The sequence below is a fragment of the Bacillus manliponensis genome, from assembly GCF_000712595.1.
Lineage (GTDB): Bacteria > Bacillota > Bacilli > Bacillales > Bacillaceae_G > Bacillus_A > Bacillus_A manliponensis.
Genome location: NZ_JOTN01000005.1, coordinates 258203 through 281401 on the forward strand (window position 1 = coordinate 258203; position 23199 = coordinate 281401).

Annotated in this window: 28 protein-coding genes; 25 read left to right on the top strand and 3 right to left on the bottom strand. The window is 37.3% G+C overall.

Translation table 11 applies throughout. The features are described from left to right. The first annotated feature begins 27 nt into the window (after positions 1-27). From BAMA_RS08640 to BAMA_RS08720, 17 genes are all read left to right on the top strand, one after another. Positions 28-516 (top strand): MarR family transcriptional regulator, encoded by a 489-nt coding sequence (locus tag BAMA_RS08640; RefSeq protein WP_034638316.1) that lies wholly within the window; start codon positions 28-30, stop codon positions 514-516. 60 nt (positions 517-576) lie between these two features. Beyond that, positions 577-1791 carry an MFS transporter gene (locus tag BAMA_RS08645; protein ID WP_034638318.1) on the top strand — a complete coding sequence of 405 codons (1215 nt, stop codon included), beginning with the start codon at positions 577-579 and terminating at the stop codon, positions 1789-1791. A 259-nt stretch (positions 1792-2050) separates the two neighbouring features. Then, on the top strand, positions 2051-3520 hold the full coding sequence (locus tag BAMA_RS08650; RefSeq protein WP_034638322.1) for a 4-hydroxyphenylacetate 3-hydroxylase family protein: 1470 nt from the start codon (positions 2051-2053) through the stop codon (positions 3518-3520). Positions 3521-3664: 144 nt separating this feature from the next. Next, complete coding sequence (locus tag BAMA_RS08655; protein ID WP_034638324.1) at positions 3665-4411, top strand: IclR family transcriptional regulator; 747 nt, start codon at positions 3665-3667, stop codon at positions 4409-4411. Positions 4412-4439: 28 nt separating this feature from the next. After that, positions 4440-4994 (top strand): FAD synthetase, encoded by a 555-nt coding sequence (locus BAMA_RS08660; RefSeq protein WP_157405970.1) that lies wholly within the window; start codon positions 4440-4442, stop codon positions 4992-4994. Positions 4995-5016: 22 nt separating this feature from the next. Continuing rightward, a complete protein-coding gene (gene nbaC, locus BAMA_RS08665) occupies positions 5017-5556 on the top strand; it encodes a 3-hydroxyanthranilate 3,4-dioxygenase (RefSeq protein ID WP_034638326.1) in 540 nt (179 codons plus the stop codon). Continuing rightward, positions 5541-6584: an amidohydrolase family protein gene (locus BAMA_RS08670; RefSeq protein WP_034638328.1), complete on the top strand. Its 1044-nt coding sequence runs from the start codon at positions 5541-5543 to the stop codon at positions 6582-6584. The genes nbaC and BAMA_RS08670 overlap by 16 nt, the downstream gene beginning before the upstream one ends. Continuing rightward, entirely contained in the window at positions 6556-7014 is a 459-nt protein-coding gene (locus BAMA_RS08675) for a RidA family protein (RefSeq protein WP_034638331.1), read from the top strand. The genes BAMA_RS08670 and BAMA_RS08675 overlap by 29 nt, the downstream gene beginning before the upstream one ends. A gap of 11 nt (positions 7015-7025) precedes the next feature. After that, positions 7026-8492, top strand: a complete 1467-nt coding sequence (locus tag BAMA_RS08680; RefSeq protein WP_034638334.1) for an aldehyde dehydrogenase — start codon at positions 7026-7028, stop codon at positions 8490-8492. An 81-nt stretch (positions 8493-8573) separates the two neighbouring features. Further along, positions 8574-9353 carry a 2-keto-4-pentenoate hydratase gene (locus BAMA_RS08685; RefSeq protein ID WP_034638335.1) on the top strand — a complete coding sequence of 260 codons (780 nt, stop codon included), beginning with the start codon at positions 8574-8576 and terminating at the stop codon, positions 9351-9353. Positions 9354-9372: 19 nt separating this feature from the next. Beyond that, on the top strand, positions 9373-10272 hold the full coding sequence (locus BAMA_RS08690; protein ID WP_034638337.1) for an acetaldehyde dehydrogenase (acetylating): 900 nt from the start codon (positions 9373-9375) through the stop codon (positions 10270-10272). Continuing rightward, positions 10259-11284 (top strand): 4-hydroxy-2-oxovalerate aldolase, encoded by a 1026-nt coding sequence (gene dmpG / locus BAMA_RS08695; RefSeq protein WP_034638338.1) that lies wholly within the window; start codon positions 10259-10261, stop codon positions 11282-11284. Before BAMA_RS08690 ends, dmpG begins: the two co-directional genes overlap by 14 nt. Positions 11285-11287: 3 nt before the next feature. Continuing rightward, a complete protein-coding gene (locus BAMA_RS08700) occupies positions 11288-12076 on the top strand; it encodes a 2-keto-4-pentenoate hydratase (RefSeq protein WP_034638339.1) in 789 nt (262 codons plus the stop codon). Positions 12077-12098: 22 nt separating this feature from the next. Further along, complete coding sequence (locus BAMA_RS08705; protein WP_034638340.1) at positions 12099-12290, top strand: 4-oxalocrotonate tautomerase; 192 nt, start codon at positions 12099-12101, stop codon at positions 12288-12290. Positions 12291-12686: 396 nt separating this feature from the next. Next, positions 12687-13253 carry a GNAT family N-acetyltransferase gene (locus BAMA_RS08710; RefSeq protein WP_034638342.1) on the top strand — a complete coding sequence of 189 codons (567 nt, stop codon included), beginning with the start codon at positions 12687-12689 and terminating at the stop codon, positions 13251-13253. Between the two features lie 6 nt (positions 13254-13259). Then, the gene (locus BAMA_RS08715; RefSeq protein ID WP_034638343.1) at positions 13260-13805 is read left to right on the top strand and encodes a 2'-5' RNA ligase family protein; all 546 of its coding nucleotides are present in this window, start codon (positions 13260-13262) and stop codon (positions 13803-13805) included. 3 nt (positions 13806-13808) lie between these two features. Then, the gene (locus BAMA_RS08720; RefSeq protein ID WP_034638345.1) at positions 13809-14294 is read left to right on the top strand and encodes a GNAT family N-acetyltransferase; all 486 of its coding nucleotides are present in this window, start codon (positions 13809-13811) and stop codon (positions 14292-14294) included. Between the two features lie 31 nt (positions 14295-14325). Here BAMA_RS08720 and BAMA_RS08725 read toward each other — a convergent pair whose 3' ends face one another. Further along, positions 14326-15111, bottom strand: a complete 786-nt coding sequence (locus tag BAMA_RS08725; RefSeq protein ID WP_034638346.1) for a GNAT family N-acetyltransferase — start codon at positions 15109-15111, stop codon at positions 14326-14328. Between the two features lie 130 nt (positions 15112-15241). Between BAMA_RS08725 and ytfJ the strand changes: the two genes are divergently transcribed. From ytfJ to BAMA_RS08745, 4 genes are all read left to right on the top strand, one after another. Then, on the top strand, positions 15242-15691 hold the full coding sequence (gene ytfJ / locus BAMA_RS08730; RefSeq protein WP_034638347.1) for a GerW family sporulation protein: 450 nt from the start codon (positions 15242-15244) through the stop codon (positions 15689-15691). 159 nt (positions 15692-15850) lie between these two features. Next, positions 15851-16627 carry a hypothetical protein gene (locus BAMA_RS08735; RefSeq protein WP_034638349.1) on the top strand — a complete coding sequence of 259 codons (777 nt, stop codon included), beginning with the start codon at positions 15851-15853 and terminating at the stop codon, positions 16625-16627. 52 nt (positions 16628-16679) lie between these two features. Continuing rightward, entirely contained in the window at positions 16680-17000 is a 321-nt protein-coding gene (locus tag BAMA_RS08740) for a hypothetical protein (RefSeq protein ID WP_034638399.1), read from the top strand. 68 nt (positions 17001-17068) lie between these two features. Next, complete coding sequence (locus BAMA_RS08745) at positions 17069-17281, top strand: hypothetical protein (RefSeq protein WP_034638350.1); 213 nt, start codon at positions 17069-17071, stop codon at positions 17279-17281. 28 nt (positions 17282-17309) lie between these two features. Here the strand turns inward: BAMA_RS08745 and BAMA_RS08750 are convergent, their stop codons facing one another. Next, positions 17310-17663 carry a hypothetical protein gene (locus BAMA_RS08750; protein WP_034638351.1) on the bottom strand — a complete coding sequence of 118 codons (354 nt, stop codon included), beginning with the start codon at positions 17661-17663 and terminating at the stop codon, positions 17310-17312. A gap of 255 nt (positions 17664-17918) precedes the next feature. Between BAMA_RS08750 and BAMA_RS08755 the strand changes: the two genes are divergently transcribed. The 4 genes from BAMA_RS08755 to BAMA_RS08770 all read left to right on the top strand — a co-directional run bounded on the left by BAMA_RS08755 (position 17919) and on the right by BAMA_RS08770 (position 22183). Beyond that, positions 17919-18599 (top strand): class I SAM-dependent methyltransferase, encoded by a 681-nt coding sequence (locus tag BAMA_RS08755; RefSeq protein WP_034638353.1) that lies wholly within the window; start codon positions 17919-17921, stop codon positions 18597-18599. Positions 18600-18690: 91 nt separating this feature from the next. Further along, positions 18691-20379, top strand: a complete 1689-nt coding sequence (locus tag BAMA_RS08760; RefSeq protein WP_034638355.1) for a formate--tetrahydrofolate ligase — start codon at positions 18691-18693, stop codon at positions 20377-20379. Positions 20380-20469: 90 nt separating this feature from the next. Next, complete coding sequence (locus BAMA_RS08765; RefSeq protein ID WP_034638356.1) at positions 20470-20994, top strand: hypothetical protein; 525 nt, start codon at positions 20470-20472, stop codon at positions 20992-20994. A 19-nt stretch (positions 20995-21013) separates the two neighbouring features. Further along, entirely contained in the window at positions 21014-22183 is a 1170-nt protein-coding gene (locus BAMA_RS08770; protein ID WP_034638357.1) for a DEAD/DEAH box helicase, read from the top strand. A gap of 17 nt (positions 22184-22200) precedes the next feature. Here BAMA_RS08770 and BAMA_RS08775 read toward each other — a convergent pair whose 3' ends face one another. After that, a complete protein-coding gene (locus BAMA_RS08775; protein ID WP_034638359.1) occupies positions 22201-22824 on the bottom strand; it encodes a zinc dependent phospholipase C family protein in 624 nt (207 codons plus the stop codon). Positions 22825-23199: the final 375 nt, after the last annotated feature.

Genomic DNA, 23199 nt, shown 5'->3' on the forward strand with positions numbered 1-23199 from the left:
AGAACTTGAAAGAAAGGTTGTATCGCTATGATTAATTCCACAAAACAGACAATATACGATAACTATTTGCAGTTATTACACCTCAATGAACAAAAAGCAGATCAAGATATACAAGCATTTTTTAAGCAAGCAGTAGAGGAAGAAATACAGTATGTACCTACAAATATGACAAGTATACATGTCATTGCATGTATTGGTGAAAATCAACCGATTAATCATACTACAATTGCAAGGAAAATGAATTTGTCTAAAGCGAACATTACAAAAATTAATAAGAAATTAATGCAGGAAAATTTAATTACTCGTTTTCAATCATCTGATAATAAGAAAGAGGTATATTTCGAGTTAACTCCTAAAGGATATTCTTTGTTTCAATTACACGAAAAAATCCATAATCAAAAAGAAGAAGAGTTTTATCAGTTTATTGGTACATTTTCTAATCTAGAACAAGAAGTTATTCTAAGGTTTTTACAAAAAATGAACAAGAAAATCATAGAGAACGAAAAGTCTTTTTAATGATGAAGGTAGCTTTTTACACAGGATGCGCATGCTTAATGTTTGTATAGGAGGGTTAATATGAATCGCGTTAAATCAAAAGCTTCTTTTGTTTTATATTTGGTTTGCATTAGTGCTTTTTTTGCATCTTTACATCAAAATATTTATTCTCCAGTCCTTCCTTTAATTAGAGATTCATTTCATGTTTCCATCACAATGGTAAACTTATCGGTTTCAATATTTATCTTTGTGACAGCTATTATGCAAATTGTTTTTGGATCGTTAATTGATTTTAAAGGAATGAGGTCCATTCTTATTCCTAGTATCATATTAATGGTTGTAGCTAGTATAGGCTGTGCGGTTACCAATAACTTTACAGTCTTTTTTATTTGTAGAATTTTACAAGCGATAGGAACAGCTGCGATCCCTATCGTTGCAGTAACTACAATTGCATCTTTGTTTCAAGGGAATCAAAGGGGAAGTGCAATGGGAACATATCAAATGTTGTTATCAATTGCTCCAGCTATCGCACCTGTACTAGGTGGCTTCATTGGTGAACAATATAATCATCGTGGTGTTTTTTGGTTTCTTGTAGGGGCATCAGTCATTCTGCTTTTTATCAACTGGTTGTATTTTCCTAAAGATCATATAGGTTGTAAAAAGGAAATCAACTTTAAAACATTCATGCTACACAACGCTGCTATCTTCAGCAATAAAGTAGGAAGCTCCATTTTAACTTTAAGTTTTTGTATATTCTTTCTCTATTTTTCAATCATTGTATATTTACCAATTTTGTTAACAGATCACTATCATTTAAGTCTAAAAGTAGTAGGACTACTTTATTTACCGATGGCTTTAAGTCTAATCATTGGAAGTATTGTATTTAAATCTATTCAAGCGAAAATCTCACTTCAAAAATTATTTGTATTTGGAAATGTAATGGTATCTTTAAGTGTTATTTTATTCGCTGTTACTCATTCGTACAGTTTAATAGGCATGTCTATTACTTTAGTTATGTACGGGATAGCTATAGGTATTTTAACGCCCCTATATGCTACTATGATAACGAATGAATTTGAGAGTAACAGGGCAAGCGCAATGGGAATGTTCAATTTTATTAGATATATAGGTATGGCTATGGGACCAGTAATTTTTAGTTTATTACTGACTGTAGCACACTCTACAGTTATATTTGGAGTGTTAGGTGTATTTTTTTCTTTATTAAGTTTTTGGATGTTATTACGAATGAACAAGAAAACGAATAGCGTTATACAGCATGGGGGATTTTTAAAATAATATCAATATTCTTTTATGTGTAGAGAGAAAGATTTGTTAAGAAGTTTAATCCGCTTTGGAATTATATTATTCTGAAGCGGATTTTTATATAGAAATATATATGGAAAAGTGTACAAGATTTCATAATGTGAAATAAGCAGGTCGTTTTCATAAATAAACATTTTATAATGATGTAAAATTCTTTCGTTTTGAGAGGGGGAAGTATATTTTACAGTTTGTTTTTAAAATCTTGAAAACGCATACAATGGAGGGGTTGTAAATGGGGATTCGAACAGGTGCCGAGTATATTGAAGGGTTACGAGCGAGGAATCCAGAGATTTGGGTTGGCGGGAGAAGAGTAACGGATGTGATGGATGAAGATGTGTTTCGGGAGCCGATTTTACAAATTGCAAAATTATATGATATGCAGCATGATCCAGCTTACAAAGATAAAATTACGCATATTTGTGAAGAAACAGGAGAACGTGTTTCAAATGCATTTTTAGTTCCAAAAAACTATGAGGATTTGAGAGCACGCCGTGAGTTGTTTGAAGTATGGGCGAAAGCTACGTTTGGCTTAATGGGAAGAACACCAGATTTTTTAAATGTTACTGTTACATCAATGGCAAGCAATGCGTGGTTCTTTGAAGAGTTTGATGTACAGTGGGGAGAAAATATTAAAAACTATTATAGACATATTCGCAATCAAGATTTGTTTTTAACACATGCGATTATTAATCCGCAAAATGATAGAAGTAAAGCATCTCATCAACAAGAAGATGAGACGATGCATTTAGGTGTTGTGAAAGAAACGGAGGAAGGGATGTATGTGAGCGGTGCGAAGATGTTAGCTACGCTTGCACCAATTACTGATGAAGTCATTATTTATTCTTATCCGAGTTTCAAGCCAGGTGATGAACGTCATGCGATTTCTTTTGCGGTGCCGATTGATGCACCTGGGTTACGAATTCTATGTCGTGAACCGATGCAAGATGGCAAACGCTCTTTATTTGATCATCCGCTTGCATCAAAGTTTGAAGAAATGGATGCATTGTTAGTGTTCCATAATGTCTTTATACCGTGGGATAAAGTATTTATTTATAAAAGTGTAGACGCGGGAAATCAACTGTATCCAAGAACAGGGATTGGACATCAACCAGCCCATCAGTCGGGGGTAAGAGGTCTTGTGAAGTTATCATTTGCCGCAGAAGTTGTCATGAAGTTAGCGGATTCAATTGGAGTAGATGGCTTCTTAAATGTACAAAATCAGTTAGCTGAGCTCATGCAAGATGTAGAAACGATTCGAGCGCTGTTACAAGTCGCTGAATATGAGTATGAGACAACTGCTTACGGTGAAGTGGTACCGGCGAGATTACCACTTGATACAATTCGTAGTTTATTACCAAAGATGTATCCACGTGCAATTGAAATTATGCAAACAATTGGTGCAGGTGGATTGTTAATGTCGCCAACAGAAGCGGACTTTATGCACCCGGAAATTCGAGACGATATGAATAAATATTATATTGGCCGAGAAGGAGTTTCTTCAGAAGAGCGCGTTCGCTTATTTAAGTTAGCTTGGGATTTATGTGGTGAAGCGTTTGGACAACGTTTAGTACAGTATGAGCGTTATTATTCAGGTGATCCTGTCCGGAAAATGGGGATGTTTTATCATGCATATAAGAAAAAACAAACATTTTCATTAGTAGAGGAAGCTTTGCGCAAAGCGGTTTCATCTGAAAAGTCATAAATACTGCATGTAGAATATGGAATGAAAGACAGGAGAGGTAAGGGGAAACAAAGAATTTTACTGTTAGGATGAGAAGCTTCTTTTGCATTTTAGCTATGTATCAACAGGTTGTATATGTAACTGAAATAGAGGAGGTACTGTATTGTGATCGCGTCCATCAGTAAAATTTGCAAAATTTTAAATTGTTTTACAAATGATGAGCCGGTATTAGGGAACGCTGAAATTGCTGAAAAGTTAAATATGAATGCTAGTACAGTTCATCATCTTGTTCGCACGTTATGCGAAGAGGGAATGTTAATTCGAGATGAGCGAAGGAAATATCGTCTTGGTTGGAAACTGTTAGAGTGGGGTAACCAAGTGATGTTCCAGCAAGAGATTTATAGTGGTGCCATTCCAATTGTCGAAGAACTTGTTCGGAAGTTTAATGGGACAGTTCACATTGGGATGTTTGACCGAGGAGATGTTGTATTTATTTTAAAAGTATCATCAAAAGACTCCATTCAAGTTTCAACGCATGTTGGATCTAGAACACCCGCATATTGTACAAGTACAGGAAAAGTACTTCTTTCGTTTAATCCATCTTCTTTAGCATCCGCAATAGAGCGCGGGCTACCACCGAGGGCACCAAATACAATTACTTGTATGAGGAAATTTCAAGAAGAGTTACAACAAATTCGTAAGCAAGGATATTCTGTTAGTAATAATGAAAATGAATACGGTTTATACGGAATTGCAGCGCCAATTCGCTCTTATACAGGCAAGACGATTGCAGCATTAAATATTGTAGGGCCAATAGCTTATATGGAAGAAACAAATCAAGAAGCAATTGTGCGTCATGTGATGCATACAGCTAATTTAATTTCAAGGGAATTTGGTTATTTAGAAATATAACTGTTAGTTTGAACAATAAATAGAGGAGGTGTTCTTCATTTATATACATGATAACTGTGTGCCACAGTTACAAAACTCTATCGTTTCGATAGGTGCATTTGATGGGGTGCATAAAGGACATCAAGCTGTTATCCAACGTGCGGTAGAGAAGTCGAGAAAACTTGGCGTTCCAAACGTCGTGTATACATTTGATCCACCGCCACGTTCCTACTTTCAAGGAGCACGGGAATTAACGGCAATTTCAGAAAAGTTGAAGCGATTTAAGGGGTTAGGAGTAGAGTATGTCATTGTCATGCATTTTAATGACTCGTATGTGACGAGGCGGGCTGTTTGTTTTATACAAGAATTGCAGCGTTTACAACCAAATGAAATATATGTAGGAGAAGATTTTCGGTTTGGGAATAATCGTGAAGGTAACGTTCAACTGCTTAAAAAGCATTTTCCTGTTTCGATTATAGAGGATGTTTGCTGTGAGGGTGGTGAGCGCATTTCATCAACAAGAATTCGAGAATATATGTTTCAAGGAGAATTGCAGCGGTCACATTCTTTGTTAGGATGGCCACTTGAACCGATGGAAGTATGAATACAAATGAGGAGGAATTAATATGGTAAAAACATTACAATCTTTTAATTTATTAAAATGGATTGATGAAAATAGAGAGCTATTAAAGCCACCGGTAAATAACAAAGTCATTTGGCAAGATTCGGAGTTTATTGCAATGATTTTGGGTGGGCCAAATAAAAGACGTGATTTTCACGTGGATCCTTCAGATGAATTTTTTTATCAAATAAAAGGTGACTGTTATGTAGAGTGCATTACAGAGGAGGGGAAACGTGAAGTTGTGACGGTGAAAGAGGGAGATGTATTTATGTTGCCAGCGATGATTCCACATTCTCCGCATCGCGTTGCAAACACGTACGGATTAGTCATTGAGCGAAAGCGCAAACAAGGTGAACTAGAAGATTTTGTTTGGTTTTGTGATGAGTGTAACCACGAGATGCACCGCGTAAGGGTACAACTAGAGGATATTGAAAGACAAGTGAAAGAAGCAATTCATAGTTTTAATTCCAATAAGGAAGTGCGTTGTTGTAAAAACTGCGGTTATATCATGCCTGAAGAAGTGGAGGAATGGAAGTGCGAATAGATTTTCACACACATATTATTCCTGAAACGTTTCCTAATTTTGAAGAGCAGTTTGGCGGTGAAAAGTGGCCTATATTACAGCGCACTTGCACGTGCGGGGCTTCCATTATGGTTGGTGGTAAGAATTTTCGAGATGTGACGGATCAAGTATGGTGCCCGGAAAAACGAATTGAAGATATGGACCGAGAAGGTGTAGATATTCAAGTACTGTCGCCTATCCCAGTTACGTTTTCTTATTGGGCAAAGCCAGAAGAAGCAGAAAAAATGGCTCGTATTCAAAATGACTTTATTGCGGAAACAGTTGCGGCATATCCTGATCGATTTGTTGGGCTAGGTACAGTGCCGATGCAAGATAGTGAAACGGCAACCCGAGAGATGGAGCGTTGTATAACAGAGCTACAGTTAAATGGCATTGAGATTGGGACAAATGTGAATGGTAAAAACTTAGATGATCCATCTTTTATTGAGTTTTTTAAAATGGCTGAAGCATGGCAAGTTCCAATTTTTATTCATCCGTGGGAAACGTTAGGACGTGAGAGAATGCAGCGCCATAACTTCATGTACACAATTGGTATGCCAAGTGAAACGGCACTTGCAGCTGCTACGCTTATATGGAGCGGTATCATGGAAAAGTTTCCGAAGTTAAAAATTTGTTTTGCACATGGTGGCGGGTCGTTACCGTACATTCTTCCGCGTTTAGATCAAGGATGGCAAGTGTGGCCGCATTTAAGATTGACAACGTATCCACCTAGTTATTATGCAAAGAAGTTTTATTTCGATTCACTCAACTACGACCCAATTAATCTGAAATATATGATTGAACGATTCGGACACGAAAAGATTTTTATGGGATCTGACTATCCATTTTTACTGAGAGAAGTATATCCGGGAAAGGTGATTGACGAGACGTTAGATGTAACAGAAAAACAGAAAGAAGATATGCTCGGTAGAAATGCAGCAAAGTTTTTAAACCTTGATATGAGAAAAAGAGGTGTTGTATATGCAGAAAGTGCAAACGCCGGAGAGTAGATTAGTAGAAATGGGGATAACATTACCAGCAATTCGTCCGGCTGTTGGTAATTATGTAAGTTGTGTAAGAGTTGGGGATTTACTTTTTACTGCTGGGCAAGGCGTTGACGAGTATCACGGGAAATTAGGAAAAGAGATATCGGTAGAGGATGGTTATAAAGCGGCAAGACAATCAATGTTGAACTTATTAAGTGTTGTGAAACAAGAACTTGGAGAATTGTCTAAAGTAAAACGGATTGTGAAAATTTTAGGATTTGTAAATAGCACAGAACAATTTACCGAGCAGCCGAAAGTAATGAATGGGGCTTCGGACTTATTAGTAGAAGTGTTTGGTGAAAAGGGAAAACATGCGCGTTCGGCTGTTGGAATGGCACAGCTTCCAAATAATACAACAATTGAGATTGAAATGATTGTAGAAATTGCAGAGTAGGAGGGCTTGAAGTGAATAAAGTAGTAGCAGAAAAAAGAAAAGTACAAGATGCGAAATTATTTATTGATGGACAATATGTCGATGCGATTTCCGGTGAGACATTTCAGACGTTTAATCCAGCTACAAACTTAAAGTTAGCTTCTGTTGCACAGGCGAGTATAGAAGATGCGAAGCGAGCAATTGATGTCGCACAGCGTACTTTTGCAAGTGGTGTATGGAGTAAGATGCCAGTCGAAGAACGATCGGATATTTTATGCAAAATGTCGGATTTAATTATGGAGCGAGTAGATGAGTTAGCATATGTAGAAACACTTGACGTTGGAAAACCAATAAAAGAAAGTCTTGGATTTGATATCCCACGTGCTGCTCAAAATTTTCGCTTTTTTGCTGAAATGGCAAAGTATATGGTGCATGAACATTACGATAAGCATAACTTTATGTCTTATGCAAAGTATGCACCAGCTGGTGTCACAAGTTTAATTATTCCTTGGAACTTGCCATTTATGCAAATGACGTGGAAGGCTTCGGCAGCACTAGCTGCGGGAAATACAGTTGTTGTGAAACCGGCATCTTATACACCGCTTAGCGCAATGATGTTAGGTGAAATTGCAAATGAAGCAGGTTTACCTCCAGGTGCTCTTAATATTATTACAGGTCCGGGAAGTACAGTTGGAACAGAAATGACAAGAAATCCTTTCGTAAGGCGGATTTCCTTTGTGGGAGAGAGCAATACGGGGAAAACGGTAATGCGAAATGCTTCGGAACATTTAATTCCTGTTTCACTTGAATTAGGAGGGAAGTCAGCGAATATTGTATTTGCTGATGCTGACTTAGACGAAGCGGTACAAGGATCAATTGAAGCAATTTACCGAAATCAAGGAGAAATTTGTTTAGCTGGTTCAAGATTACTTGTACAAGAGGAGATATATGAAGAATTTCTTTCTAAGTTTGTTGAAGAAGTAAAAAAGATAAAAGTTGGAGATCCGTTAGACAAAGAAACTGATATGGGAGCATTGGTTTCAGAGTCGCATCTAGAGACGGTTGATAAATATGTGGAAATTGGTGTTTCTGAAGGGGCGAAATTAGCGTACGGCGGGAAACGAGTTGCTCATTTATCACAAGGTAATTTTTATGAGCCAACTGTATTATATGATGTTGATAATTGTATGCGTGTAGCCCAAGAAGAAATTTTCGGCCCTGTGTTAGTTGTCATTCCATTTCAAACAGAAGAAGATGCCATTCGCATCGCAAATGAATCAATCTACGGTTTAGCGGGTGTTGTTTGGACAAATGATTTAAGACGGGCGCAGCGCGTTGTAGCACAAATTGACTCTGGACTATTATGGGTAAACTGTTGGTATGTTCGTGATTTACGTACACCATTTGGTGGATCAAAAGCAAGCGGGATTGGTAGAGAAGGTGGGCGTCATAGTTTTGAGTTTTATACAGAAGCGAAGACAATTACGATGAAATTGTAATGTTCCATATGCACCAGTGATTGTGCTTACGTACTGGTGCATATTTGTAATAGAAAATATTAAAAAATGAGGTGAACATAAATGCAAGTCGTAATCAAAAAGTTAGCGGATGAACTCATGCAAGCAGAAAAGTTATGTCAATCTGTTTCCCCAATTACAGAAAGGCATCCGGAATTATCTGTAGTAGATTCCTATGCAATTCAATTAGAAGTAGTCGAAAGAAAACGAAAAGAAGGAAAGAAAGTAATTGGTAAAAAGGTAGGGCTTACAAGTAAAGTAATGCAACAAATGCTAGGTGTGAATGAACCAGACTATGGTCACTTATTAGATGATATGAAACTAGAGAGTGGTAGTACAGTTTCTATCCATTCATTTGTATCTCCAAAAGTTGAGGCAGAGATAGGGTTTGTTTTATCAGAAGACTTGTGTGGTCCTCATATTACATATGTAGATGTCATGATGGCGACAAAATATGTCGTTCCAACAATTGAAATTATTGACAGTCGCGTTGCTGACTGGAAAATAAAATTAATTGATACAGTTGCAGATAATGGCTCATCTGCAAAAGTAGTAGTAGGTAATAAATTATCGTGTATTTCAGAGGTAGATTTACGTACGGCAGGTATGTCTCTTTGTAAAAATAATAACTTAGTTGCTACTGGCGCTGGAGCAGCTGCATTAGGGCATCCTGCTCAGGCAATTGCTTGGTTAGCAAATAAATTAAGTGAATTTCACATTTCATTAAAAGCGGGAGAGTTAATTTTACCTGGTGCGCTCTCTGGAGCAATTGCAGTAGAACGTGGTGATAAGATTCGGGCAGACTTTGGCTCTTTAGGGGCAGTTTCGGTGAATTTTTCATAATGAAGAAAGGCGGTAGGGCATGAAGAAAGTAAGTGCAGCAATTATAGGTTCCGGTAATATTGGCACAGATTTAATGTATAAACTGCAAAGAAGTAATGTTATTTCCTTAAAAGCAATGATTGGTATTGATTCTGAATCAGATGGGTTGAAGCGAGCGAAAGAAGAAGGTTATGTTACTTTTGATAACGGAATACAAGCATTAGTAGAGAATCCTAACTTAGCAGAAATTATTTTTGATGCAACGTCAGCAAAAGCACATATTCGTCACGCACAGATTGTAAAGGAACTAGATAAAGTTGTAATCGACTTAACTCCAGCAGCATGTGGACCTTTTATTTGTCCGGCAGTAAAAAATGAAGTACATGAAGATGTGAAAAATGTAAATATGATTACATGTGGTGGGCAAGCAACAATACCGATTGTTTATGCAATTAATGAAGTAGCGGACGTTACGTATGCAGAAATTGTTGCGACGATTGCTAGTTTAAGTGCAGGACCTGGTACAAGGTCAAATATTGATGAATTTACATTTACGACAAAGCGTGGAATTGAAGAGGTAGGCGGAGCCGACCTTGGTAAGGCAATTATTTTATTGAATCCTGCCGATCCACCTATTTTGATGAGGGATACTGTCTATTGTGAAGTAAAACATATGAATGAGATTTCTATTAAACAAGCGATATATAGAATGGTTGAAATTGTTCAATTGTATGTCCCAGGATATTCATTAAAACAAGAACCGATGTTTGATGGGAATCGTGTAACAGTATTTTTAGAAGTTGAAGGGGCTGGCGATTATTTTCCGTCATATGCAGGGAATTTAGATATTATGACAGCGTCAGCAGTGAAAGTAGGAGAAGAGTATGCAACACGTATCATTAGAGAGCAGGAACGGGGTGTGATGAATGAAACGAAATAGTAGTATGCCAGTGAAAGTAACAGAGGTTTGCTTACGTGATGGAAGCCATGTCATGAAGCATCAATTTACAGAAGAGCAAGTTCGTTCTGTTACGCGAGCTTTAGATAAAGCAGGCATGCATTATATTGAAGTGAGTCACGGAGATGGATTAGGAGGATCGACGTTACAATACGGGAAGTCACTAGTAAACGAAATGAAACTAATTGAAGCTGCAGTAGAAGAATGCGATCAAGCAAAGATAGCAGTATTACTCATTCCGGGGATTGGAACGGTTCATGAATTAAAGAAAGCAGAAGGTATTGGGGCAAGGCTTGTCCGCGTTGCAACCCATGTAACAGAAGCTGATGTTTCAGCGCAGCACATTTATATGGCTCGTCAATTAGGAATGGAAGTGTGCGGGTTCTTAATGATGGCACACTCGGCACCAGTTGAAAAATTAGTAGAGCAAGCGAAGCTGATGGAAAGCTACGGAGCGGAAGCGGTGTATGTAACAGATTCAGCGGGTGCTTTATTGCCGCATGAAGTACGTGAACGAATCCAGGCACTTCGCCAATCGTTGCATATAGAAATTGGTTTTCACGGTCATAATAATTTGTCTATGGCGGTTGCTAATACGGTAGCAGCAATTGAAGAAGGAGCGACACGTATTGACGGGAGTATACGTTGCCTTGGAGCGGGTGCTGGTAATGCGCAAACAGAAGTATTGCTTACCGTATTAGAACGGATGGGCCTACATGTGGGGATAGATTTATATAAGATGATGGATGTAGCAGAGGAAATTGTTGCACCGATTATGCCAAACTCACAAGAAATTCAAAGGGGAAGTCTTGTTATGGGATATGCGGGTGTATACTCTAGCTTCCTATTACATGCAGAAAAGGCAGCGGAGCGGTTTGGGTTAGATGCAAAGGATATTTTATTAGAACTTGGTAAGCGGAAAGTCGTAGGCGGACAAGAGGATATGATATTAGATGTAGCATCTGAGTTAGCGAAACAAAAAACGGGGGTGTAAGAGATGGCATTTGTAAAAGGAGTGAACCAAGAAATTATTGAATACTTGCTTGAGGCAGAGCGAGAGAGAAAAGAAGTTGTGAAGGTGACAGATCAGCATCCAAATTTAACGGTGGAAGATGCCTATGTACTACAAAAACAATTAATACAACAAAAAATAGATGCAGGTTCAAAACGAATTGGTATAAAGCTTGGATTAACAAGTGAAGCAAAACAAAAGATGATGGGAATTCATGAAGCAATTTACGGCTATTTAGTAGAGGATATGTTAGCATTCGAGTGGGAACCATTGCAATATAACACGTTTATTCATCCGAAAATAGAACCGGAGATTGCATTTTTAATAGGAGAAGATTTAAATGGTACAAACATTACTACCGATGATGTTTTGAAAGCAACGAAATATGTTGCACCAGCTCTAGAAATTATTGATAGTCGCTATGAAAACTTTCGATTTACATTGCCTGATGTGATTGCTGATAACTGCTCCTCTGCTAAGTTTGTATTAGGAAGTAAGTGGTTGAATCCAAAAGACATAGATTTAAGTAATGTTGGCATGGTAATGATGAAAAACGGTAAAACAGAAACGGTAGGTAGTGGTGCAGCTGTCCTTGGGCATCCAGCTGCTGCAATTGCTTGGGCAGTTAATAAGCTTGGTATGCAAAATGAGGGTTTAAAAAAGGGTGATGTTGTGCTTAGTGGTGCATTATCAGAAGCAATTGCATTTCAAAGCGGAGATGCAATTATTGCACAGTTTGAAGGGATGGGTAGTGTATCAATGTTTTGTGAATGAACTGTAAAGTGAGTGATGCGGTATGCCAATTATACAAATTCAAGTGATTGAAGGTAGGGAGAAAGAGACAATTGAGCATCTTATTTCCAACGTTACAAACGCAGTATCGGAAAGCTTACATGTAGATAAGGAGCGAGTACGAGTATTAGTACAAGAGATTCCAGGCTCTCACTGGGGGGGAGGCGGTAAGGTAAAAGGCGATTTTGTGAAGTGATAGTGATTATAGACGAGCTATTCTTATTGTAGAAATGAGAGTAGCTCTTTAATTTTGATTTTTCTGTAAATTTATATTAAGATAATAAAGTGAAACTTCATTCAGTGGGGGGCTTCATCCACCGCTGAGTGTCAGCCCGATCGATTGGGCTTTTACATTCAAAAGCGAAGACGACTGTTCAAGTACGAAAAGCACAAGATAAGCCTTGGCATGGCGAAGTTTGCCACAGAAAGGATTAGCTTGTGGCTCGAGTGCTTAGGAGTCGTAGCTAGATTCGGGCTATTAATCTCCTATCCAAATTTCTTCGTTTTTTTTAAGTTTTGAGGTGGGAGTCTTAAAGCCCGCAAATAGCGGGATAAAAGTATAAAAGTTTGTTTTACATTATAGGAGGATTATATGGAACAAGTGTATATACAAGGTGAAAAAATTGTAATGAGAATGATTCAAGAGAAAGATATGTATCCGTTATGGCAACAAATATACAAAGATGAGAAACCGGAGTGGAAAAAGTGGGACGCACCGTATTTTCCATTCGTACGACAAGAATTTTCTGTTTTTAAAGAAAATTTGAGCGTAAAATTAAAGAAAGACCCATACTCACAGCTTCTTTTTCAGGTGGATGGCGATATCGTTGGGTCGGTTGGTTACTACTGGGAACATGAACCATCACGTTGGCTAGAGATTGGAATTACAATTTATGATCCTTCCTATTGGAATGGTGGTTATGGCACAGAGGCACTGCAGCTATATGTAGATCTTTTATTTAAAAATATGGAGATTGGAAGGGTTGGTTTAACAACATGGTCCGGTAATGAACGAATGATGAAAGTGGCCGAGAAAATTGGTATGAAATTAGAAGGAAGAATGAGAAAGTGCCGTTATTATAACGGGGAGTATTATGATTCTATTCGTATGGGGATGATTCGTGAGGAATGGGAAGTCTTGCGTAATGTACAGGGGTGAGGGAAAATGTATGCAGTAATTGCAACATTTGATGAGAAAACGACAAATCGAGTAAAAGAGATTTGGAAGCAGATTGAAAAATTTACTGGTGTAAGTATGGAAGGATTAGATCCACATATCACATTTGCAGATTACCATCATATAGATGAAAAATCATATTTACAAAAGTTAAAGCAATTTACAAAACGTACAAGTGCATTTTCTGTTGTTTTTTCGTCTATTGGTATGTTTCCGAGTACAGGTACTATATTTTTAGCACCAGTAGTGACAAAGGAATTACAAGATGTTCATCGCTCGTTTCACGAATATTTTGGAGATTTCCTAGATAATGAACAGTCATATTATGTACCGGATCAATGGGTACCGCATTGCACAATTGCCAGCCGTTTAGACAAAAATCAATCTCTTCGGATTTTGGAGCATATGTATGGTAAGTTTCGAGTAGAACAAGCAGCATTGCAAACGATAAAAGTAATAAAGGTAACATATGAGAATAATGAGCCGGCTATATTTGAGACAATCGGAGAATACTCACTAAAGGAGAAGGGGTAAGATATGACATTTACAATTAAACATATGAACGAAGATGACATTGCTGCGGTACAAGAAGTGGCAATAATATGCTGGCATGACACATATGAGGGGATTTTACCAAAAGAAGTACGAGAAGCGTTTTTAGAGCAGTTATACTCACATGAAATGATGAAACGCCGTCTGGAACAATCACATTTGTTTGTCGCAGAAGTAGAAGATAAAGTTGTTGGGTTTGCAAACTTTTCGTCTATTAAGTATGGCGGTGAAGCGGAGTTAGGTGCAATTTACATATTGCCGCAGCATCAAGGAACGGGGATTGGAACGGCATTACTGCAAAAAGGCATTTTGTACTTAGAGAGTGTGAAGAAACTTTATGTTTGCGTAGAAGCGGAAAATGATAAAGGAAAATCTTTTTATAAAGCAAAAGGGTTTTCAGAATTAGAGAGATTTGAAGAAGACTTTGAAGGGCATACATTACAAACGATGCGTATGGTACTACATATATAAATAAAGGGCTGCTGATCTCTCAGCAGCTTTTTTAGCGATACATCGTCCACGTACCGATATCTTTAAATCCTAGTCTTTTGTAAATGCGCCCAGCAGCAGGGTTATCGTAAAATAGGCAAAGTGAACGGCCTTCAGCAGTGAAATCTTCTATCATTTTGCTTAATAGTTGTGAGGCATAGCCTTTTCCGCGGTAATTGTCATGTGTACATACACCAACAACCATCGCTGATAAAGAATTTTCTGCGGAAGTAGATGCGCAAGCAACCATTTCTCCATCCTTTTCAATATAATAAGTACGGCCTGTATTTGTTTCGATTGCTTGGCGAAGCAGCTTTTCAGATTCATCACCGAGTGTGAATTCAACAATTTGTTTTCGTAACTTCATGATATTTGGGACATCATCGATTGTGGCGATTTTAATATTCTCTTCGTTTTTTCTAAAATCTAGTTCATTGTCATTTGTACATTCAGCAAAGTGTAGGCGTCTCTTTTCACCGAGTGTAAGTGTAGGAATTGCTTCAAATTGCTCAACAACTTCAGATTTTCCAGAGATTTTGATAGGACTGTTACTATCAATTTTACTAGCAAATTCTTCGAGCGAGAACGATTCTGCTGCATATGGAATGAAAGAATCATGAAAACGTAATAATACACCTCTTAATTCATTGTCTTCTGTAAATTGTCCCCACAACTCTTGGAAATCTGTATCATATCCAAATGCTTCAATATCACCAATTAAAAATAAATTCATAGCAGTTTCTCTTTTTAAATAAGATAAGACTTGTTGATTATCTTGATTTGTTAACTTTCGAATCAAAGGTGACAGCTCCTTTTGTTCATTTTTCTAAATATTATCATTTATCATTCTTTTTATCGATAGAAATTTTATGTTTAGTTCACGAGGTTTCGGAAAAACTAGGAAAGATATGAAAAAGGAGGTATGTAAGGTGGAACATCCAATTCAAGGATTAATGAAGGCGGCCATGGAAAACTTAAAAGAAATGGTCGATGTGAATACAATTGTTGGGGAACCAGTTCCAACAGCAGATGGTGGAGTTGTATTAACGGTATCAAAAGTAGCATTTGGATTTGGAGCTGGAGGATCGGATTTTGAAGTAAGTAACAGCCAGCAATCAAATGGAAATCCTGCATTTGGTGGTGGTAGCGCAGGAGGTGTTTCTATTACACCAGTAGCTTTTTTAGTTGTTAATAAAGACGGTGTGAACATTCTTCATTTACAAAATGCGACTCATTTAGCAGAGAAAATAATTGAAATGGCGCCGCAAACGATTGATAAAATACAATCGATGTTTCAGAAAAATAATCAACAAAGTGGTCAACAAAACAATCAGCAAAGCAGCAATTATTCGCCGCAAACTCCAGATGATATTATGTAAAAAAGCCTGTTTTGAATCAGGCTTTTTTTCTTGTAATCGTAGTGTAATAAAACTCATGAAATTTTAAATACTTTTTGCAGTTTTTTCTATGTTTCTAAAAATTTTCATGATAAAATATCCTATAGAATTACACATATAAAACGAAGGTGGCTAGGTGCTTTGTCGGGAGGATCTGACCAAATAAAAAATATGATTTATATTAATGGTAATCGTCGTAACCATTGTTTCATTACAGCGGGCATCACATTCGAGGAATTTGCAAGCAACATTCCTTCACCAATTCATCAAGTATTGCTTTTGAAGCATAACTTTGAGTGGGCAGATTTTCATTATCATACCTTATTCGAATATGTTGAGGAAGAGAATATGAATAAATTAATCACAGCAGATATTGATGAATTTCATGATTTTTGCTGGGTTGATTTTGATGATGTGAGCGACTTGGATGAATTAGAGCCAAAGGAGATTGCAGAATTGCTTTATTTGGCTCATAAAAAAGAACCGCTAGGAAGAGCGTTCTTCCCACTCTTGAAAAATAGATTTGCTTATTTTTCTCATGATGACGGTTGGTACAGTAAAGTGTATTATCGCAGAATGCTAGATTTTGTTGGAATGCTGAGCAAAGTAATTCCATATAAACTTGGTTCTTTTGGGAAAAAACGTTTCTCTTTATTTCAAAAATCGAAAATTTATCCAGCAATTTCAAAAGAAGTGATTTTAGAGCTTGTTCCTCTTATGGAAGATGGCTTGTATTTCGATCTTGCTGGGAAGATTGAGTCAAGGCGTGGTTTAGATATTCCTGTTTATGTCATTGGTTCGTATGAAAGTACGGATGAAGTATTAGACAATTTAGCAGAGTTAAAACGTGGCGCTTCTCAAACAGGATGGCTTATTTTTGATAAAAAAGAACAAGAGTGGCAATGGATGATGGACTAAGAGAACTTGACGATATATGTCAAGTTTTCTTTCTTTTTTGAAAGGAGAAAAAATGAAGAAATATTATGCAGCAATGGGTATTGGGAGTATCGTATTTGTAGCGGTGTTATTATTAACGTGTCCACGAGAGACAGACTTCCAAAACGTTTTAGAAGAGAAATTTGGGATTGTTTGCAGTAACGTAAGTTTTAGCTGTGAACAAAAAATTGATGGGAAAGAACAGAGTTTAACGTTTGTGGATAGCCATGCTCGAAATGGTGTATTTTTTATAAAAGTAAAGCAAACTTTTGAAACAGAGGCAGGAAAGAAAAAAGAATATAGTGGGATTGGTATGTTCGGAAAATTTTTTGCCGTCTCAGAAAAGGCTTTCTAAATTGGAAGGTCTTTTTTTTATGCCTTAATTCATATAGTTATGATAAGACAAGCTAAGGAGGGATTGAAATGAAAAAGACATGTATTGTATGTGGAGGAGATGATTTTATATCATCTACTTTATACGCTCGTACAAAGCAAGAGATGAGCTATGCTCCTAACATGTATCGATTTGAAAAAGTATTTATGCAAGAGCGAGATGAAGAGAATTATCCAATTTTCCAAGAGATTATTGGATATCATTGCCGTGAATGTGGGCATGTGATGTTATTTCACGCATAAAACACACCAAGTTCTATCTTGGTGTGTTTTATAATGCACCTACGGCGAGTGGATAAAAGATTGTGAATAAAACAGAAAAAGCTCCAAATCCTATTGCTGTATAACCAAGTGTTTTTGCACCGAGAAATACAGCGATAAGACCAAGTATAACGGAAGTAATGCCAAATGTAAGTGGATAAAATGCGATAGAAAATAATGCAAGAAATAGTGCGAGATAGCCAATTATTGTACCAGTACTACTTCGACTATTTTCTTCTTGTGCTAGCAAATCCCGTCTTCGTTTAGTAGGAAGGCGCTGTGCATAGATTTCAGCTGCATATTCCTCATCGTGAATATTTTTATGCTGATTTGTTTTTTTATGTTGTTTGTATTTTTTAGACAATTGATTTCCCTCTTTTCTATAGAAGAGTACTATTAGTATTTTAGATATGAAAAGAAACATGTGCATGAGTTCTATCCAACTTTGGGGAAAAATGGTGGTTGTAATAAGTAAAAAAATGAAAAGGTTCTGGAATAGATATCATAATTGTCTAAAAACTTTAAATAATATAGAATAATTAAGGGATGTAATATGATTTTCGTTTGCAAAGAACCTTCCTGAATGTGAGATAGATTAAAATATGAAGGTGGAGAAGAGATGGAAAATTTTAATTGGCACGAAGCAGCGCAACAAAAGTGGGATAATAATGCAGATTTTTGGAATCAAAATAGTGAAGAAATGTGGGATAGTGGAAGTAGAAGTAAAATCTTACCGTTCTTTGAGCAATATGTAGAACAAGGTGCCAAAATTGTAGATGTAGGCTGCGGGGATGGATATGGTACATATAAAGCGAGTGAAGCAGGGTATTTAGCCTACGGTGTAGATTTATCGAAAGAAATGATTCGCATTGCAAAAGAACGTGGTGAAAACGAAAGGTTATCGTTTGTAGAAGGAGACCTCATTGCACTTCCGTTTTCAGATGAAGAATTTGATGCGGTATTGGCGGTGAATTCATTAGAATGGACAGAACAGCCACTTCTTGCTTTAGAGGAAATTAAACGTGTTTTACAGCCAGGTGGCTTTGCTTGCATTGCAATTTTAGGACCAACAGCAGCACCGCGCCAAAATAGTTTCCCGCGCCTATACGGAAAAGAAGCGGTTTGTAATACGATGATGCCGTGGGAGTTTGAGCATCTTGCACTGCAGGAAGGGTTTAAGATGGTTGATGGCATTGGTGTATATAAACGAGGCGTGAATGAAAAAATGATTGGCCAACTTTCAGTAGAATTACGTCAAGCATTAACATTCATGTGGGTGTTTATGCTGAAAAAAGCCTAGTGCATAAGCCTATAGGATGGTGAAATAAGTGCAGAAAATACCAAAAACTGATACAATATCATCAGAGCCAAATAAAGGGGGACTAAATAATATGACAACAACTACTACAGTTAAATCTGATATTGAAATCGCACAAGAAGCAAGCATGAAAAAAATTCAAAAAATTGCAGCTGAATTAGATATTTTAGAAGAAGAATTAGAACCTTATGGCCACTATAAAGGTAAGTTATCTCTTGATATATTTAAGCGTTTACAACATAAAGAAGACGGAAAAGTGATTCTTGTAACAGCAATTAACCCAACGCCAGCAGGGGAAGGGAAATCAACGGTTACAGTAGGACTTGGACAAGCATTTCATACAATTGGTAAAAAAGCGGTAATTGCACTGCGTGAGCCATCTCTTGGACCAACGATGGGAATTAAAGGTGGTGCAGCAGGTGGAGGTTATTCACAAGTTGTTCCAATGGAGGATATTAACCTTCATTTTACTGGTGACCTTCATGCGATCACAACAGCAAATAATGCACTTGCAGCATTTATTGATAATCACATTCAACAAGGAAATGAATTGCGCATTGATACGCGTAAAATTGTTTGGAAGCGCTGCGTAGATTTAAATGACCGTGCACTTCGTAATGTTGTTATTGGTCTTGGTGGTCCAGTACAAGGTGTACCGCGCGAAGACGGTTTTGATATTACAGTTGCTTCTGAAATTATGGCTGTATTTTGCTTAGCGACAGATGTACAAGATTTAAAGGCGCGTTTATCTCGCATTGTTGTTGCTTACAACATGGATAACGAACCAGTGACAGTAAAAGACTTAGGTGTAGAAGGTGCATTAACACTTCTTTTAAAAGATGCATTAAAGCCAAACTTAGTCCAAACATTAGAGAATACACCAGCGATTATTCATGGTGGTCCTTTTGCAAACATTGCGCATGGTTGTAATAGTGTTATTGCAACAACGATGGCAGCGAAGCTTGGTGATTATGTAATTACAGAGTCTGGATTTGGTGCAGATTTAGGTGCTGAGAAATTTTTAAATATTAAAGCACGCGCAGCAGGTATTAAGCCAGAGGCGGTTGTTATCGTTGCGACAATTCGTGCTCTGAAAATGCATGGCGGCGTAGCAAAAGATATGTTAAAAGAAGAGAATGTAGATGCGTTAGCAAAAGGAATGGAAAATCTACAAAAACATGTAGAAACTATTCAAGCATTTGGCGTTCCATTTGTTATTGCAATTAATAAATTCATTACAGATACAGATGAAGAAGTGCAATACTTACAAAACTGGTGCAGCGAGCGTGGCTATGAAGTATCCTTAACAGAAGTTTGGGAAAAAGGTGGTCAAGGCGGTGCTGACCTTGCTAAGAAAGTATTAAAAGTAATTGAAAATGGCGATAATCAATATGCACCACTATACGATTTAGATCTTCCGTTAGAAGAAAAGATTCGTACAATCGCTCAAAAAGTATACGGTGCAAAAGATATTGAATTCGCACCGAAAGCACGCAAGCAATTAACGCAGTTTGAAGGAGAAGGCTGGAGTAAATTACCGGTTTGTATGGCGAAAACGCAATATTCTCTTTCTGATGATGCAACAAAATTAGGCCGACCATCTGACTTTGTTGTAACAATTCGTGAGTTAAAACCATCCATTGGTGCAGGATTTATCGTAGCGTTAACAGGAACAATGTTAACAATGCCGGGCCTTCCGAAAAAGCCTGCTGCACTACAAATGGATGTAAATGAAGATGGAAAAGCAGTTGGTTTGTTCTAAAAGGTTGTATTTCTTCACTTTTATTTGTACACTATATATACATCACAAAGCGCCTTTCAAATGAAAGGCGCTCGTTTTTTGGAGGAAATTATGTTTGATCCAACAGCTTTTGAAAATTTAAAAGTTATCGTCGAAGGTGCTATATATGATTTGGACTTACACGGTGATATTTTAGTAACGGACCGAAAAGATATGGTGGATTTAGCGTCATTAGGTCGTATATATAATATATCGTTTCAACTGACTGAACAGAATCCATTAGTAGAAGCTACATTTTCTTTGGCAGTTGATGCGAAGAATTTATCTGGCGAAATATTAGAAGTACCACAGTTCGTACCAGGATGTGAAATGAAACTGTTTTTCACATTTTTACTGAAGCATCCAGAAAAAGATTGTCAACATATTGAACCGTTGCTACAATCCATATGGGGAACAAAGCGAATGATTACGCAACAAATTTCATATGAATATAATGAGGGAGCGCTTTCATATCATAACAAGGTAAGTATCTCATTCCAAAAAGCAATTACAGAAGATCACGTTGATGATTTGTTAGCGGTTATTTCTCATGTGATAGAAACAATGAGAAACTTGCAACATTTTCTTCAAAAATAGAGAAAAAGGAGAAACATAAATGATTAAAGATATGCAACCATTTTTGCAAGATGCTTGGGAGAAAGCTGGTTTTAAAGAATTAACAGAAATTCAGCAGCAAGCGATTCCTTCCATCGTAGAGGGACAAGATATAATTGCCGAATCACCAACAGGTACAGGGAAAACATTAGCATACCTATTACCACTCTTACATAAAATCAACCTCGAAGTAAAGCAGCCACAAGTTGTTATTATGGCACCAACACGTGAGCTTGTAATGCAAATTCATGAGGAAGCACAAAAGTTTACCGCAGGAACGGAAATTTCAAGTGCGTCATTAGTGGGCGGAGCTGATATTAAACGTCAAGTTGAGAAATTAAAGAAGCATCCAAGAATTGTAGTTGGATCACCAGGGCGAATTTTAGAATTAATTCGTATGAAGAAACTGAAAATGCATGAAGTAAAAACGATTGTATTTGATGAATTCGACCAAATTGTGAAGCAAAAAATGACAGGCGCTGTATCTGATGTTATTAAATCGACGATGCGTGATCGTCAATTAGTATTCTTCTCTGCAACGATGACGAAAGATGCAGAAGATGTAGCGCGTAACTGTGCAAATGAACCAAAGCTTGTTCGTGTTAAGCGTACGGAAACGAAAAACATTGTTGAACATATGTATATTGTATGTGAACGCCGTGAGAAAACAGAATATGTACGCCGCATTATGCATAGCGGTAATGTGAAGGCGGTAGCCTTTATGAATGATCCATTCCGCTTAGATGAAATGACAGAAAAGCTAAAGTATCGCAAACTAAAAGCCGCTGCTTTACATGCTGAGGCGAAAAAGCAGGAGCGTGAAGCGACGCTGCGAACGTTCCGTCAAGGAAAAGTAGAAATTTTACTGGCAACTGATGTGGCAGCGCGTGGTTTAGATATTCAAGATTTAACACACGTTATTCATTTAGATTTACCAGATACACTTGATCAGTATATTCATCGCTCTGGCCGTACAGGACGTATGGGAAAAGAGGGAACGGTTATTTCCTTAGTGACACCTCAAGAAGAGCGCAAACTATTACAATTTGCAAAAAAATTAGGTATTCAATTCAACAAGCAAGAAATGTTTAAAGGTTCGTTTGTAGAATCAAAACCAAAGGCACCAAAGAAAAAGAAACCATCGTTTACTGGGAAGAAGAAGCCTAGATAAATAAAAAACGTACCAGCTTATCGTAAAGCTGGTACGTTTTTTATATATAATATTCCTTTATGAACAGATGTTTCAATGTAACCGATGATTTGCTGAAGGGTAAATACTTGCAAAGGTGTTTGTAAATCCTTTTCACTATATAGCATATCATCTCGTACAAATTGTTTAAAAGTACATATATTCTCTATTGTTACTTCTTCAATATCAACAAAATTGGCTTCTCGGTCTAGAAGGGATAAGAGGTTTTTCTTTGAATCGTAATGGTATAAAAGTTTTCCATTTAGCAGTTTAAAGTCATTATGGTAAGCGTTTAATACCGTTGAATCCGCCTCGATTCGATTTTTTAACCAGGGGAGATAAAAGCCTTTGAGCCATAAATCATCGGCGATAAGATGGGTATAATAGCCTAAAATAAACGGTGAATTTTGATGTCTCTCATATTTGTTCAAAAACCTTTCAAAGTCAATTGACTTTGAGTAGTCATTGTAGTTACCGCTATAAAAGTGTGACGTTATTTTGTCCTCTCCGCTGTTTACTGCATCTGCTGCAATGCCTCCAAGTAAAAAGGAAACTTTATCTTCAATTTTTAAAGTATCTGCAATCTTATTTGCGATTATAAAATGCATAATTCTTGAGCCCAAATTTTGTCACCTCATTGAATTTCTTCTATTTGTAATATAGCCTTTCCGACACTTTTTCTACTTTCGACCCATTTGTGAGCTTTTCCTGCATCTTATAGTGGAAATCGCTTACCAATCTTAATTTGTAAAGAAGCGCTTTGCAAATAATAAAAAACTTTCTCTGCTGTATGACGAAGTAGGTGCGATCTTCTTTTACAGATTCTCCGAGCGTGAAACCCCAACTCCTTTAGGGGGGATGACAGCGAGGTCGGGATAGGGCGTGGCTTTTGCCACATCAAAGCCCGAAATTCAACTGTTTTGCGCGTGCCTTTTTGTGATTTTTTGTAATTGTTATGTTATACATACATGTATAAAGTGAGGTATAATTCATGTATA

Bases quoted from the DNA above. Each gene is read 5' to 3' on its own strand.
- BAMA_RS08640 (WP_034638316.1), top strand. From the start codon at position 28: ATGATTAATTCCACAAAACAGACAATATACGATAACTATTTGCAGTTA.
- BAMA_RS08645 (WP_034638318.1), top strand. From the start codon at position 577: ATGAATCGCGTTAAATCAAAAGCTTCTTTTGTTTTATATTTGGTTTGC.
- BAMA_RS08650 (WP_034638322.1), top strand. From the start codon at position 2,051: ATGGGGATTCGAACAGGTGCCGAGTATATTGAAGGGTTACGAGCGAGG.
- nbaC (WP_034638326.1), top strand. From the start codon at position 5,017: ATGGTAAAAACATTACAATCTTTTAATTTATTAAAATGGATTGATGAA.
- BAMA_RS08670 (WP_034638328.1), top strand. From the start codon at position 5,541: ATGGAAGTGCGAATAGATTTTCACACACATATTATTCCTGAAACGTTT.
- BAMA_RS08675 (WP_034638331.1), top strand. From the start codon at position 6,556: ATGCAGAAAGTGCAAACGCCGGAGAGTAGATTAGTAGAAATGGGGATA.
- BAMA_RS08685 (WP_034638335.1), top strand. From the start codon at position 8,574: ATGCAAGTCGTAATCAAAAAGTTAGCGGATGAACTCATGCAAGCAGAA.
- BAMA_RS08690 (WP_034638337.1), top strand. From the start codon at position 9,373: ATGAAGAAAGTAAGTGCAGCAATTATAGGTTCCGGTAATATTGGCACA.
- dmpG (WP_034638338.1), top strand. From the start codon at position 10,259: ATGAAACGAAATAGTAGTATGCCAGTGAAAGTAACAGAGGTTTGCTTA.
- BAMA_RS08700 (WP_034638339.1), top strand. From the start codon at position 11,288: ATGGCATTTGTAAAAGGAGTGAACCAAGAAATTATTGAATACTTGCTT.
- BAMA_RS08705 (WP_034638340.1), top strand. From the start codon at position 12,099: ATGCCAATTATACAAATTCAAGTGATTGAAGGTAGGGAGAAAGAGACA.
- BAMA_RS08710 (WP_034638342.1), top strand. From the start codon at position 12,687: ATGGAACAAGTGTATATACAAGGTGAAAAAATTGTAATGAGAATGATT.
- BAMA_RS08715 (WP_034638343.1), top strand. From the start codon at position 13,260: ATGTATGCAGTAATTGCAACATTTGATGAGAAAACGACAAATCGAGTA.
- BAMA_RS08720 (WP_034638345.1), top strand. From the start codon at position 13,809: ATGACATTTACAATTAAACATATGAACGAAGATGACATTGCTGCGGTA.
- BAMA_RS08740 (WP_034638399.1), top strand. From the start codon at position 16,680: ATGAAGAAATATTATGCAGCAATGGGTATTGGGAGTATCGTATTTGTA.
- BAMA_RS08745 (WP_034638350.1), top strand. From the start codon at position 17,069: ATGAAAAAGACATGTATTGTATGTGGAGGAGATGATTTTATATCATCT.
- BAMA_RS08755 (WP_034638353.1), top strand. From the start codon at position 17,919: ATGGAAAATTTTAATTGGCACGAAGCAGCGCAACAAAAGTGGGATAAT.
- BAMA_RS08760 (WP_034638355.1), top strand. From the start codon at position 18,691: ATGACAACAACTACTACAGTTAAATCTGATATTGAAATCGCACAAGAA.
- BAMA_RS08765 (WP_034638356.1), top strand. From the start codon at position 20,470: ATGTTTGATCCAACAGCTTTTGAAAATTTAAAAGTTATCGTCGAAGGT.
- BAMA_RS08770 (WP_034638357.1), top strand. From the start codon at position 21,014: ATGATTAAAGATATGCAACCATTTTTGCAAGATGCTTGGGAGAAAGCT.